This window comes from Aeromonas sp. R2-4, assembly GCF_040908365.1.
In the GTDB taxonomy this organism is placed as follows: Bacteria; Pseudomonadota; Gammaproteobacteria; order Enterobacterales; family Aeromonadaceae; genus Aeromonas; species Aeromonas veronii.
Window position 1 is genome coordinate 12,052 of record NZ_JBFODO010000006.1, and the last position, 13,556, is coordinate 25,607.

At 59.7% G+C, this 13,556-nt stretch carries 15 protein-coding genes; 10 read left to right on the forward strand and 5 right to left on the reverse strand.

From position 1 onward, the window contains the following. Positions 1-48: 48 nt before the first annotated feature. The 4 genes from AB5Z05_RS02740 to mltB all read left to right on the forward strand — a co-directional run bounded on the left by AB5Z05_RS02740 (position 49) and on the right by mltB (position 4,212). Positions 49-1,683, forward strand: coding sequence for an ABC transporter permease (locus AB5Z05_RS02740; protein ID WP_368150048.1), 1,635 nt, complete (start codon positions 49-51; stop codon positions 1,681-1,683). Between the two features lie 23 nt (positions 1,684-1,706). Beyond that, positions 1,707-2,357: an ATP-binding cassette domain-containing protein gene (locus AB5Z05_RS02745; protein WP_368150078.1), complete on the forward strand. Its 651-nt coding sequence runs from the start codon at positions 1,707-1,709 to the stop codon at positions 2,355-2,357. A gap of 16 nt (positions 2,358-2,373) precedes the next feature. Further along, positions 2,374-2,988: a CDP-alcohol phosphatidyltransferase family protein gene (locus AB5Z05_RS02750; protein WP_236563082.1), complete on the forward strand. Its 615-nt coding sequence runs from the start codon at positions 2,374-2,376 to the stop codon at positions 2,986-2,988. A 132-nt stretch (positions 2,989-3,120) separates the two neighbouring features. After that, on the forward strand, positions 3,121-4,212 hold the full coding sequence (gene mltB, locus AB5Z05_RS02755; RefSeq protein WP_005359418.1) for a lytic murein transglycosylase B: 1,092 nt from the start codon (positions 3,121-3,123) through the stop codon (positions 4,210-4,212). Between the two features lie 48 nt (positions 4,213-4,260). Here mltB and AB5Z05_RS02760 read toward each other — a convergent pair whose 3' ends face one another. Beyond that, entirely contained in the window at positions 4,261-4,743 is a 483-nt protein-coding gene (locus AB5Z05_RS02760) for a MarR family winged helix-turn-helix transcriptional regulator (protein WP_005334289.1), read from the reverse strand. A 95-nt stretch (positions 4,744-4,838) separates the two neighbouring features. Between AB5Z05_RS02760 and AB5Z05_RS02765 the strand changes: the two genes are divergently transcribed. Continuing rightward, entirely contained in the window at positions 4,839-5,720 is an 882-nt protein-coding gene (locus AB5Z05_RS02765; protein WP_368150049.1) for a DMT family transporter, read from the forward strand. Positions 5,721-5,806: 86 nt separating this feature from the next. On the opposite strand, the gene pgm is transcribed toward AB5Z05_RS02765, so the two are convergent. Continuing rightward, positions 5,807-7,456, reverse strand: a complete 1,650-nt coding sequence (pgm, locus tag AB5Z05_RS02770; RefSeq protein ID WP_368150050.1) for a phosphoglucomutase (alpha-D-glucose-1,6-bisphosphate-dependent) — start codon at positions 7,454-7,456, stop codon at positions 5,807-5,809. 58 nt (positions 7,457-7,514) lie between these two features. Next, complete coding sequence (seqA, locus tag AB5Z05_RS02775; protein WP_005334292.1) at positions 7,515-8,024, reverse strand: replication initiation negative regulator SeqA; 510 nt, start codon at positions 8,022-8,024, stop codon at positions 7,515-7,517. Between the two features lie 292 nt (positions 8,025-8,316). Between seqA and AB5Z05_RS02780 the strand changes: the two genes are divergently transcribed. From AB5Z05_RS02780 to fldA, 4 genes are read left to right on the forward strand one after another with little or no spacing between them, the layout of a single operon-like run. Beyond that, positions 8,317-9,081, forward strand: a complete 765-nt coding sequence (locus tag AB5Z05_RS02780; RefSeq protein WP_368150079.1) for an alpha/beta fold hydrolase — start codon at positions 8,317-8,319, stop codon at positions 9,079-9,081. 55 nt (positions 9,082-9,136) lie between these two features. Next, on the forward strand, positions 9,137-9,358 hold the full coding sequence (locus AB5Z05_RS02785) for a DUF2788 domain-containing protein (protein WP_005334296.1): 222 nt from the start codon (positions 9,137-9,139) through the stop codon (positions 9,356-9,358). Positions 9,359-9,378: 20 nt separating this feature from the next. Then, entirely contained in the window at positions 9,379-9,675 is a 297-nt protein-coding gene (ybfE, locus tag AB5Z05_RS02790) for a LexA regulated protein (RefSeq protein WP_005334297.1), read from the forward strand. A gap of 39 nt (positions 9,676-9,714) precedes the next feature. Next, on the forward strand, positions 9,715-10,239 hold the full coding sequence (gene fldA, locus AB5Z05_RS02795; RefSeq protein ID WP_005334298.1) for a flavodoxin FldA: 525 nt from the start codon (positions 9,715-9,717) through the stop codon (positions 10,237-10,239). A gap of 90 nt (positions 10,240-10,329) precedes the next feature. On the opposite strand, the gene AB5Z05_RS02800 is transcribed toward fldA, so the two are convergent. Next, on the reverse strand, positions 10,330-10,803 hold the full coding sequence (locus AB5Z05_RS02800) for a DUF4442 domain-containing protein (RefSeq protein WP_005334300.1): 474 nt from the start codon (positions 10,801-10,803) through the stop codon (positions 10,330-10,332). Between the two features lie 241 nt (positions 10,804-11,044). On the opposite strand from AB5Z05_RS02800, the gene fur reads away from it, so the two are divergent. Then, the gene (fur, locus tag AB5Z05_RS02805) at positions 11,045-11,473 is read left to right on the forward strand and encodes a ferric iron uptake transcriptional regulator (RefSeq protein WP_005334301.1); all 429 of its coding nucleotides are present in this window, start codon (positions 11,045-11,047) and stop codon (positions 11,471-11,473) included. 116 nt (positions 11,474-11,589) lie between these two features. Here the strand turns inward: fur and glnS are convergent, their stop codons facing one another. Then, a complete protein-coding gene (gene glnS / locus AB5Z05_RS02810; protein ID WP_005334302.1) occupies positions 11,590-13,251 on the reverse strand; it encodes a glutamine--tRNA ligase in 1,662 nt (553 codons plus the stop codon). Positions 13,252-13,556 lie beyond the last annotated feature (305 nt).

Genomic DNA, 13,556 nt, shown 5'->3' on the forward strand with positions numbered 1-13,556 from the left:
TCCCGACCGTGGCGCCGGTTGACACGCCACCCCACTATGAGTGCGGGGATGGCGGTTATTTATCTGGCGATCTTCGTCATCCCTCTGCTGGCGGGGTTGTGGCAACTGCTGGCGGAGGGGATGAACTCCTCTCATCTCGCCTTGCTGCTGGCCCAGCCTGGCCTATGGCACTCAGCAGCGCTGAGCCTGTGGATTGGCACCGCCTCGACCCTCGGCAGCCTGCTGATGACCGCCCTGCTGCTGGCCCACAGCGACAGCCGGGCTTTCGGGCTGCTCCGTCACCTGCTCTCGCCCATGCTGGCCATGCCTCACGTCGCCTTTGCCATCGGTTTTGCCTTTCTGCTCGCCCCCTCCGGCTGGCTGCTGCGACTCCTCTCGCCAGCGCTGACCGGGTTTGAACTACCTCCCGATTGGCAGACCATTCGCGACCCTTGGGGGCTCGGGCTGATTGCACTGCTCGTTCTCAAAGAGACCCCCTTTTTGCTGCTGATGGCGATGGCCGCGCAGCAACCCATCCTGCTGGCACGCCAGCAGTGGCTGGGGGCAAGCCTCGGCTTCAGCGCCCCCCAGATCTGGTGGCGCCTGCTGCTGCCGGCGCTCTGGCCCGCCCTGCGCCTACCCATCTATGCAGTGGCGGCATATGGTGTGGCGGTGGTGGATCTCGCCCAACTGCTCGGGCCTGACACCCCCGCCCCGCTGGCGGTGCGGTTGTGGCTCTGGTATCAGGACCCGGATCTGCTCTGGCGCGGTGCCACCGCCAGCGGCGCCCTGCTGCTGCTCGCCATCACGGCGCTGCTGATCGCCATGCTCAGATTACTGGAGTGGCTTCATCAAGAGGTGGGCAAAGGCTGCTGGCTCGATGGCAAACGAGCAGCGCCCCACTTCTTTGCCAACCGGCTCGCAGCAGGCTCTGCACTCACTCTGATCACCCTTAATCTGGCGGTGCTGGCGGCGCTGCTGCTCTGGTCACTGGCGCGCCGTTGGCCCTTTCCCGCCCTCTGGCCTAGCCAGTGGAGCAGTCACTACTGGCTGGATCTACTGCCAAGCCTGCTGCCGCTGCTGGCAACCAGCGCGCTGCTGGCGCTGACGAGCGGCTTGCTGGCACTGGTGATGGCGGTGCTGAGTCTGGAGGCACAAGCCGGCCGCCGCCCCTGGCCGCTCTGGCTTATCTGCCTGCCGCTGTTGCTGCCGCAGGCGAGCCTGCTGTTTGGCATCCGGCTCGGGCTGGACTGGCTTGCACATGACTCGATAAGCAGCGGCATTGGCTGGGGCTGGGTGCTCTGGAGCCAGCTGTTGTTTGTCTTTCCCTATGTCTATCTCTGCCTGCACGGCCCCTATCGCCAGTTCGATCAGCGGATCACCCAAAGCGCTCTGCTGCTGGGGGCCACGCCGTGGCGAGCCTGGTGGCAGGTCAAAGCGCCCCTGCTGGCGCGCCCGCTGCTGTTTGCCTTTGCGGTAGGGGCTGCGGTGAGCTTGGCCCAATACCTGCCGACCCTGCTCTTTGGCGCAGGCAGGGTGGTCACCATCACCACCGAAGCGGTGGCCATCGGCAGCGGCCTCAACCGGCGGCTGGCGGGACTTTACGGCCTGCTACAGCTGCTGCTGCCGCTCATTATCTATCTGCTGGCGCTCGGGCTGCCAGCGCGGATCAATCCGGCGCTCAAGGGGAGCGGCCAACGATGAACTCTCACGATGGAAACAGCCATATGCTGAGCACCACGCCTCTTCGACTTTACCTTGATGAACATCTGCTGCTTTCGCTCCCTGCCCTGCAGGTGGCACCCGGCGAGGTATTGACCCTGATGGGGCCAAGCGGCTGTGGTAAAAGCTCCCTGCTGGCGGGGCTGGCCGGAGTACTACCCGGCGCGCAGACAGATAGCGGCCCGATCCGGCTGGAGGGAGAGATAAGGCTCGGCGAGCGGCCACTCAACACCTTGCCTGCGCAAGCACGGCGCATCGGCATGCTGTTTCAGGATGACCTGCTGTTCGACCATCTGACGGTGGCGGAGAACCTGATGTTCGGCATGCCTGCGATCATCAAGGGAAAACGTGCGCGGCGGGAAAAGGCACTGGCCGCATTGGCGCAGGTCGCACTGGCAAATCAGGCTGACAAGCTGCCACAGCTGCTGTCAGGGGGGCAGCGGGCGCGGGTCAGCCTGCTGCGGGCACTGTTGGCGGAACCCGACGCCCTGCTGCTGGACGAGCCCTTCTCCCGCCTCGACAAGCCGCTGCGGGCCGCCTTTCGCGAACTAGTGTTCGCGCAGATCAAGGCGCTGGCCATCCCCGCCATCCTGGTGACCCACGATGCGGAAGACGCGCCGGGCACCATACTTAACCTCACCGAATGCCACTGTTAACCGAGGAGTGTTCCCCTTGTTTGATCGCCATCTGATCCCCGTGATCCGCAGCCCTCTCACCCAGCTTGCCAAACCGCTCTGCCGTGCCGGGATCAGTGCCAATCAGGTGAGCCTCATCGGCTTTGCCATCGGCATGCTGGCGCTGCCGCTGCTGGCCTTTGGCAGCTATCAGTGGGCACTAGCGACCATCCTGCTCAACCGGCTGCTGGACGGGCTCGATGGCGCCGTGGCGCGGGAAACCGGCATCACCGACTGCGGCGGCTTTCTCGACATCACGCTGGATTTTATCTTCTACGCCGCCGTGGTGCTGGGCTTTGCCCTCGCTGCCCCCGCCAATGCGCTACCCGCCGCCACCCTGCTGTTTGCCTTTATGGGCACAGGGTCGAGCTTTCTGGCGTTTGCCATCATGGCGGGCAAGCGGGGCATCGACAATCCGGTCTACCACCACAAATCCCTCTACTATCTGGGCGGCCTCACCGAGGGGAGCGAGACCATCGCCCTCTTTGTGCTGATGTGCCTGTGGCCCGCCGCCTTCGCCCCGCTCGCCTACGGCTTTGCCCTGCTCTGCGCCATCACCACCCTGACCCGGCTCTGGAGCGGTTACCACACCCTGCGTCCCCCCCAGCCATAAACAGCACAGCCCTCACAGAAGGGCTAATCCATCGCACGATGAATTGGCGGCAAACAAGGCACACGGAACACTTGCACGGGGATGACAATGTTTTACCATGACGGCACTTTTATCAGTCTCTTTGAGAACCCTATGCGTCGCCTTGCCTCTCTTCTCACTCTGTCGTTATTCCCCCTGCTCGGTGGCTGCAGCAGCGCCCCAGCGCCAAAACCCGTGGTCGTCCCCCAACCCAAGAGCGCCTTTATCAATCAGGCACCATCGAGCAAACCCGTTTATACACAAGGGGTTAGCAAGGGGGACTTCGCCAATCGCCCCAACGTGGACCGATTCGTCCAGAAGATGGTCGAGAAGCACGGTTTTGACAACGCCCAGCTGCATCAGGTGCTGGCACAGGCAGAGCGTTACGACTGGATCATCCGCCTGATGGATGCCCAGGCGCCGACCACCGCCAAGCCCACCGGTCCGACCGGCGCCTGGAACCGCTATCGCGCCAAGTTCATCACCCCCGACAACGTACAGAACGGCGTCAACTTCTGGCGTGAATACGCGAGCGAGCTGAACCGGGCGGAGCAGATCTACGGGGTGCCGCCGGAGATCATCGTCGGCATTATCGGGGTCGAGACCAGATGGGGCCGGGTGATGGGCAAGACCCGCATTCTGGATGCGCTGGCCACCCTGGCGTTTGATTACCCGCGCCGTGCCGAGTTCTTCACGAGCGAATTGGAAGCCTTCCTGGTGATGACCCGCGACGAGGGGATGGATCCCACCGAACCAAAGGGCTCCTATGCAGGCGCCATGGGCTACGGCCAGTTTATGCCCTCCAGCTTCCAGCGCTATGCGGTGGACTTTGATGGCAACGGCCACACCAACCTGTGGGATCCGGTAGATGCCATCGGCAGCGTCGCCAACTACTTCAAGGCCCACGGCTGGGAGAAAGGCCAACCGGTTGCGGTGCGCGGTCAGGGCCAACTGCCCGGCTATGAGCATGGCTTCCAGACCCGCTACCCGGTCGCCACCCTACGCCGCGCAGGGCTGACGCCCACCAGCACCCTCGGCAACCACAGCGAGTCGAGCCTGCTACGCCTCGATGTCGGCACCGGCTACCAATACTGGTACGGTCTGCCCAACTTCTACACCATCACCCGCTACAACCACAGCACCCACTACGCCATGGCGGTGTGGCAGCTGGGGCTGGCGGTGAAAGAGGCCAAAGGCGGTTACTGAGTCAAGCACTGATTTGCCAACAAAAACGGGCCTGCTGGCCCGTTTTTGTTATTCGTTTTCCAGCAACCAGCGTTTGAGCAGTGCCGCTAACTGAGCCTGCTCCGCCTCGGTCAGTGGCGCCAGCAGGCGACGCTCGTTGGCCACGTGCAGCTCAACCGCTCGGTCGATAAGCGCTTTGCCCGATTCGGTGAGGCAGACCAGCAGGCTGCGCCGATCGCTAGGCGCCGCTTGCCGCTCTATCAGTCCCCGCTCGGCCAGCTTGTCGAGCCGAGCCGTCATGGCACCCGAACTCAACATGGCCGATTGGTAGAGCACTGTCGGCGTCAGTGGCTCACCCGACCGACGCAGGGTCGCCAAAATGTCGAAGTCCGTGCCAAGCAGGCCACACTCCTTGAGCTCTTCACTCACCTCACGACCGGCAATTGCCGCCATCCGGGCTACCCGACCAAGCACCCCCATAGGAGAACAGTCGAGATCCGGTCGCTGCCGGGCCCACTGAGCCAGCAGCAGGTCTACATGATCTGATTCCATCGCCAACCACTTATCTTTATATCGAGATACTTGATGATAAATCAATTTGGCGCTAACTTATCTTCACTTAAAGATACTTTATGAAGAGATAAATAATGCCAATGCTGATCGCCTTGCTGGCTCCACTGCTGTGGGGCAGCACCTATGCTGTCGTCAGCCTCTACCTGACTGACTACTCACCCTACTGGGTTGCCGTATGGCGGGCACTGCCTGCCGGGCTGCTCTTGTTACTGTTGCATCCGCGCATGCCGCCTCTGCCCTGGGGCAAGCAGTTCCTGTTGACGTTTTGCAACATTGCCGCCTTCTTCGCTTTGCTGTTTGTGGCGGCCTTCCGGCTGCCGGGGGCAGTAGCAGGTACACTTGGTGCCACCCTGCCGCTGGTGCTGATGCTACTGGCCTGGTTGCAAGATGGCACACGACCAAGCCTGAAATGGCTACTGCTGGGATTGATGGGGCTGGCTGGGGTATTACTGTTGCTCAACCCCTCTGCCAATCTGGATCCTGTCGGAGTTGCATGCGCCATGCTGGCCACCGTGCTGATCGGCCAATCCAGCCGCTGGATGCGCCACTGGCCGGTAAACGATCTGCTGGCGCTGACCGCCTGGCAATTGCTGCTTGGGGGCTTGATGCTGATCCCGCTCGCCTGGTGGCTAGCTGGCCCAATGCCGTTACCGGATCCGGCCAGTGCGCCGGGATTGCTCTGGTTGATCCTGCTCAACACCGCGCTGGGCTACTGGGCCTGGTTGTGGGGATTAAAGCACCACGGCCCGAAGGTGATGGGCATGCTGGCCCTCACCAATCCCATGATGGCCGTGTCGCTTGGGGTATTGATGGTGGGTGAAACCCTGGATGTCAGCCGGTGGATCGGCATCGGGGTGATCCTGCTCTCACTGTTCCTGATGAAGCTGCCAGCACGCCCCTTCTTCAAACGTTGGCAAGCCCGCCGAGCGAGTACAGGGATCTGTAACGAGGCGTAAACACCAGACCACCTCAATCCGCGCATAAACAAGAGGAGCCATTGCGGCTCCTCTTTTTAGTCAGCGGTCAGTGACTTGAAGGTGGCTTATACACCAGCCTTGGCCAGCGCAGCAGAGACGATCTGCTGGGCCTCTTGCTGGATCAGATCTAGGTGCGCGTCGCCCTTGAAGCTCTCCATGTAGATCTTGTAGATAGACTCGGTGCCGGAGGGGCGCGCCGCGAACCAGCCGTTCTCGGTCACCACCTTGAGGCCGCCGATGGCGGCATCGTTGCCCGGCGCCTTGGTCAGCTTGGCGATGATGGGCTCACCAGCCAGAGTTGAGGCTTCTACCAGTGCCGGATCCAGCTTGGAGAGCACCGCTTTCTGGGCACTGTTGGCTGGAGCGTCGATACGGCGATAGCTGGAGCGGCCAAATTTGGCTTCCAGTGCGTCGTAGTGGGCCTGCGGATCCTTGCCGGTGACCGCCAGAATTTCCGCCGCCAGCAGCGCCAGAATGAAGCCATCCTTGTCGGTGGTCCAGACGGTGCCATCTTTGCGCAGGAAGGAGGCGCCAGCGCTCTCCTCGCCACCAAAACCGAACTCGCCGCTGTAGAGGTCATCCACGAACCACTTGAAGCCAACCGGCACCTCTTTCAGGGTACGGCCAATCTCGCCGGCAACTCGGTCGATCATGGACGAGGAGACCAGCGTCTTGCCAACGGCCGCATCGGCAGACCAGCCGGTGCGATGGGTAAACAGATACTGGATCGCCACCGCCAGATAGTGGTTCGGGTTCATCAGACCGGACTTGGTGACGATGCCGTGACGATCGTAGTCAGGGTCGTTGCCAAGGGCGATGTCGAACTTGTCTTTGAGGGCGATCAGGCTCGCCATGGCGAACGGGCTGGAGCAGTCCATCCGGATCTTACCGTCTTTATCCAGAGTCATGAAGGAGAAGGTCGGGTCGACCTTGTAGTTCACCACCTCGATGTTCAGGCCGTAGGTCTTGGCGATAACGTCCCAGTAGGCGACGCCGGAGCCGCCCAGCGGATCGACACCGATCTTGATGCCCGCATTCTTGATGGCGTCCATGTCCAGCACGTTCTTCAGATCATCCACATAGGGGGTGACATAGTCGTGCTCAACCACGAACGGGCTCTTGAGCGCCTCAGCGAACGGCATGCGCTTCACGCCGGCCAGACCCGCTTCCAGGATCGCGTTGGCACGGTCCTCGACCCACTTGGTGATCTCCCCTTCGGCGGGACCACCGTGGGGCGGGTTGTACTTGAAGCCACCATCTTCCGGCGGGTTGTGGGACGGAGTGATCACCACGCCGTCAGCACGCGCTGCAGGCTTGCTGGCATTGTGGCGCAGGATGGCGTGCGAAATGACCGGGGTCGGGGTAAAGCCCATACCGGCTTGAATGCGAGTTTCAACGCCGTTGGCCGCCAGCACTTCGACGGCGCTGGCAAAGGCGGATTCGGACAGGGCGTGGGTATCCATACCGACAAACAGCGGGCCCGTGATGCCGGCCTGCTGGCGATACTCCACCAGGGCCTGGGTCACCGCCAGAATATGGGATTCGGTAAAGGCGCTGTGCAGGGCGCTGCCACGGTGGCCGGAGGTACCAAAGGCCACCCGCTGCTCGGGGCGGCTCATGTCCGGCTTGTTGAGGTAGTAGGCGCTGACCAGACGGGGGATGTTGGTCAGGTCGCTTAAACGGGCCGGTTGACCGGCGTGGGAATGCTGAGCCATGGCGTTTTCCTTGCGTAATGGCGGCCTTGCCGGGCAAGGCCTGAGTCTTGAAGAATCGTTAAATGGCGCCACACACCTGCGCGATCACCTCTTCGCCATAGCCCATGCTGGCCATCAGCTGGGCCACCATGTTCTGCTTGCGGCTGGTGTTGGTGTTGGTGATCACCCAGAACGGGGTCTCCGGTACCGGCTTGGGCTTGGTGGTGCTGCCACTGGCACGCAGAGCCTCGGGATCCTGCGAGAAATAGACGCGCTTGCGCCCCTTGATTTCGGTGGCCTGGGTAAAGCCTTCCGGGTTATCCCGGTAGAGGGTACTCAGCACCAGCATAAAGCGGTTGATGGACTTCTCTTCCTTTTGCAGCTCACCAGAATCGAGCAGGGCTTGCAGCCCTTGTTGGGTGGCTACCGCACTGGGCTGCGCGACGGCAACGGGCTCGGCAACCGGCACACCTTGGTGAGCAGGCTGTTCCAGCAGACGGCGCAGGATATCGGAGGCACTTTCACCAATGTGCCGGGTCTGGCTGGCGATATAGAAGTAGAGATCGTCATCAAGCTCGATGGTTTTCATAGGGATGCGCTGGACTCGTCGAAATTCGGATGCGGCGATTATACATAGGCAAACCCGACAGCCCAAGCAAGGGGCTGGCAGATGTACATGAATCTCATCGAGAATACGGCATAATAGCGGGCCAAGTGTGTGATCAGCCGCACTGATAGCCGATCCGGACGGGATTTTTTAGAAAAAAAACCACATAAAATCCCAATCCATTGGACGAAATCCTTTTCTTTCCAGTGCGTTAAATAAAACAGCGATACGCACCCACGACCGACAAGGTGTCATTTTGCAACAAAACAGCATATTGAACTTCAAGGAGCAGGGTCAGGGCCCGGCGGTCATTCTGATCCACGGCCTGTTTGGCAGCCTCGATAACCTCGGCCTGCTGGCCCGTGCCCTCTGCGAACAGTACCGGGTCATCAGCGTCGATCTGCGCAACCACGGCGCCTCCTTTCATAGCAGCGAGATGAGCTATCCGGCGCAAGCGGCCGACATTCTCGCGCTGATGGATCACCTTGAGCTTGATCAGGCGGCGATAGTAGGCCACTCGATGGGGGGCAAGGTAGGGATGCAGGTCACCAAGCTGGCGCCAGCGCGGGTAAGCCGTCTGGTCGTCGCCGACATGGCGCCGGTCGCCTATCCCCACTCCCGCCACCAGAATGTGTTCGCCGGACTCAACGCCACGCTGCGCACGCCTCCGCAAAGCCGCAGTGAAGCGGAAGCCATGCTGGCGCAGCACATCGAGATCGCCGGAGTGCGCCAGTTTCTGCTCAAATCCTTCGCCAGAGGCGAGCATGGCTGGGGTTGGCGCTTCAATGTGCCTGCTCTTGAGGAGAACTACGCCAACATCATGGGCTGGCCAGCGGATGAGCATCGCTTCGAGGGGCCAGTGCTCTTTATCAAGGGGGGGGATTCCGATTACATGCAGCCCCAATACAGCGAGACGGCACTGGCCCAATTCCCGGCGGCAAAGGTGCGTGTCATCGCGGGTACCGGCCACTGGTTGCACGCGGAAAAACCGGCTCTGTTCAACAAATTGGTTGTGGATTTCCTGTCGACAGGCGGTTAACAGTTTCAAATCCTTTGTGATATAGTGCGCCCGTCATAAGGAGTGTGCGCAATCCATGCTAAGTGAACATATCGACCTGATCGAAAGTTTGGGCCTCAAGTTATTCTTTGTGGCCATTTTCATATTGATTGGCCTGGCCATTCAGGACGTGCTCAAACGCGGCAACGTGCCCCGTTTCGGTCGTTTTATCGTCTGGTTGGTACTGTTTCTGGGTTGTGCGGGTTTTGTCGCCAAGGGGCTGATCGAACTGGGCTGGGAAGGCTCAGGACTCGGCTAACTTATTTTCATCTGTGATGTATGGCCAAACAGCAAACTGATCGAACAACACTGGATCTGTTCGCAAATGAGAAGCGCCCCGGCAGGCCAAAGACCAATCCACTCCCCCGCGAGACCCAGCTCAAGATCAACAAGCGTAACCAGCTTAAGCGCGATCGGGAAAATGGGCTGAAGCGGGTAGAGTTAAAGGTGGAGGCCGAGTTGCTGGAGCGCCTGAACCAACTTGCGTTACAACAGAACATCAGCCGAGCCGAGCTGATCCAATCTATCCTGAAACAACAGATTGAGTCCGCCTTTGCGGTGGACATTGCAGTCTGAGCGTTGAGCATTAACACCAAATACGGGTAACTAAACACTATGGCAAGTGTAGGTCTGTTTTTTGGCAGCGATACCGGTAACACCGAAGCTGTCGCCAAGATGATCCAGAAAGAGCTGGGCAAAAACCTGATTGAAGTCCGTGACATCGCCAAGAGCAGCAAGGCCGACATCGAGAGCTTTGATCTGCTGATGTTCGGCATCCCGACTTGGTACTACGGCGAAGCCCAGGCCGACTGGGACGACTTCTTCCCCGATCTGGGCGAAATCGACTTCACCAACAAGCTGGTCGCCATCTTCGGTTGCGGTGATCAGGAAGACTATTCCGAGTACTTCCTCGACGCCATGGGCACCCTGCGCGACATCGTCGAAGCCAAAGGCGCCATAATCATCGGTCACTGGCCGACTGCCGGCTACGAGTTCGAAGCCTCCAAGGCACTGGTCGATGACAAGCACTTTGTCGGTCTGGGTATCGATGAAGATCGCCAGCCGGAGCTGACCGCCGAGCGCGTCAAGGGCTGGTGCAAGCAGCTGCACGAAGAGATGTGCCTGGGCGAGCTGGAGTAATCCGCTTCCCCTCATACCTCTGACAACAAGGGCCCCGACGGGGCCCTTGTTGTATCTGCTTGTTGCGATGCCTGCCTTTATTCTTCCCTGTTATTCACCTCTGTGCTCCGGTTTAGCTCGCACATAGAGGGTGCGCTTGACCTGCGCCACCAGCTCGCCGCTCTTGTCCTGTACCGTTACCTCGAATTCGGGGAAGTGCTTGTTGCCACCTTCAGTCGCCGCCACGATTTCGGCCAGCTTGCCCTCGGTCAGGTTGAACTCGGCCACCAGCTTGCCCTTGCCCGGCTTGATGTAGTTGATGCTGCCCGCCTTGTCCCAGACGTAGTAGCGATTCTTGAAGTAGCCCATCAGCATCAGTGGATAGATGGGGTCTGTCATGGCAAACATACTGCCGCCAAACTGGGTGCGGTTGGCATTCTTGTTCCACCAGCGGGATTTCAGGGTCACCCGGCAATAACGAAAGTCATCGCTCAGGGTCTCTATCTTGATACCGGCGCCCCAGAAGGGGGGCCAGGCATTGAGTGCGCGGCGCACCCAGGCCGCATTGTCAAAAAGCCAATCCATGGATCTCATCCGACCAGAATATGAAAGTTACATCTTATCAACATCTGCCATGCCAGCAAGTCGGACGACACGATTGATTATTTCAATCCAACCGGCCCTTTATGGCTAAACCCCTTGAATTGCTGGGTTTATTTTTAGGGAGGCTACGACCTATAATGACAGGCCAAGCGAGTTCAAGGTTGCCATTCCTGCGGCAGTCCATCAGAATAACCCCACCTTCGAGAATGCGAATAAGTAGAATATGGCAGACAACAACCAAGCGTTAAAAAAGGCCGGGCTCAAGATCACCTTGCCCCGGGTCAAAATCCTGGAAATCCTGCAACAGCCGGACTGCCAGCACACCAGCGCCGAAGATCTCTATAAACGACTGATCGACCTGGGTGAAGAGATTGGTCTCGCTACCGTCTATCGCGTTCTCAACCAGTTTGATGATGCCGGTATCGTTACCCGTCACCACTTCGAAGGTGGCAAGTCGGTATTCGAGCTGGCCACTCAGGAGCATCACGACCACCTGGTTTGCCTCGACTGCGGCAAGGTGATCGAGTTCTCCGACGAAGTGATCGAACAGCGTCAGCGCGAGATCGCCAAGAAATTCAATATCCGTCTCACCAACCACAGCCTCTACCTCTACGGTCACTGTGCAACAGGTGAGTGCAAGCACGACGAATAAGTCGGCCGCGACTTGCAGATAACGGACAATAAAAAAGCCAGCTGATGCTGGCTTTTTTATTGTCCGGCGCAGGCCATTGGCAGCACACAGGGCAGGGTCTCCCCTGCCCCATCGGCTTAGCCTTCGACTTTGCCCCAGGAGTCGCGCAGGGCAACGGTGCGGTTGAACACCAGATGCTCCGGGCTGGAGAGCTTGTTGTCGGCGCAGAAATAACCTTCACGCTCGAACTGGTAAGCCTGCTCCGGCTTGGCGTTCTTCAGGGAAGCCTCGACACGGGCCCCCTCGATGATCACCAGAGATTCCGGGTTCAGCGCAGCTTCGAAGTCATCCTCGGCGCCCGGGTTCGGCACCTTGAACAGACGGTCGTAGAGACGCACTTCCGCTGGCAGGGAGTGAGTGGCGCTGACCCAGTGGATCACCCCTTTCACCTTGCGGCCATCGGCCGGATCCTTGCCCAGGGTCTCGGGGTCGTAGGAGCAGTAGATGCAGGTGACCTTGCCATCGGCATCTTTCTCGATGCGCTCGGCCTTGATCACATAGGCATTGCGCAGACGCACTTCCTTGCCCAGCACCAGACGCTTGAACTGCTTGTTCGCCTCTTCTTTGAAGTCCGCTTCATCGATGAAGATCTCGCGGGTGAAATTCAGCTCGCGGGTACCCATCTCGGCATTGCTCGGGTGGGCCGGGGCAGTCAGCACTTCGTCGGCAGCCAGGTTCTCGATGACCACCTTCACCGGATGCAGCACGGCCATGGCGCGCGGTGCATGCTCGTTGAGGTCTTCACGGATGCAGGCTTCCAGCATGCTCATCTCGACGATGTTGTCCTGCTTGGTGACGCCGATGCGCTTGCAGAACTCGCGGATGGAGGCCGGGGTGTAACCACGACGACGCAGACCGGAGACGGTCAGCATGCGCGGGTCATCCCAACCATCGACGTGCTTCTCGGTCACCAGCAGGTTCAGCTTGCGCTTGGACATGACGGTGTATTCGAGGTTCAGACGAGAGAACTCGTACTGACGGGGGTGGCAGTCGATGGTGATGTTGTCCAGCACCCAGTCGTACAGACGACGGTTGTCCTGGAACTCCAGGGTACAGATGGAGTGGGTGATCCCTTCCAGCGCGTCCGAGATGCAGTGGGTGAAGTCATACATCGGGTAGATGCACCACTTGTCACCGGTCTGGTGGTGGTGGGCAAACTTGATGCGGTAGATAACCGGATCACGCATCACCATGAAGGGGGATGCCATGTCGATCTTGGCGCGCAGGCAGGCGGTGCCTTCGGCGAACTCGCCGTTCTTCATCTTGGCAAACAGCGCCAGGTTCTCTTCCACGCTGCGATCGCGGAACGGACTGTTCTTGCCGGCTTCAGTCAGGGTGCCACGGTACTCGCGCATCTGCTCGGGCGTCAGCTCGTCCACATAGGCCAGACCCTTTTCAATCAGCTCGATGGCGTAGCCGTGCAGCTTGTCGAAATAGTCGGAGGAGTAGCAGATCTCGCCGTTCCACTGGAAGCCGAGCCACTGTACGTCCTGCTTGATGGACTCTACGTACTCGATATCTTCCTTCACCGGGTTGGTGTCATCGAAACGCAGGTTGCACTGGCCCTGATAGTCGCGGGCGATGCCGAAGTTCAGGCAGATGGATTTGGCGTGGCCGATATGGAGATAACCGTTCGGCTCGGGCGGAAAACGGGTATGCACGCTGCTGTGCTTACCGCTGGCCAGATCTTCATCAATGATCTGACGAATAAAGTTAGTTGGGCTGTTCGCCTGACTCATGGCTCACCTCAAAAAAGCGTCACTGGCGGAAGTTGTGCCGGCTGGCACCCTCATCCCCCCGCCGTCAAGCCGGGTATGATCCCTTATTACGGGCGCTGTCTCAACCTGAATTTGGCACTTCCGGGCCATTTCCCGGCCATTGCGCCGCTAAAAACGGCATGGCTTGGCACATTGCACACCAAATGCATAAAAAAGCCCCGCACGAGGCGGGGCTGAAAGTGATGAAAAACACAAAACAGACAATTACACACAACAAAGGCTCACACGCACAGTCAACCTTTCCCAAACCCGATACGCCATCGCCC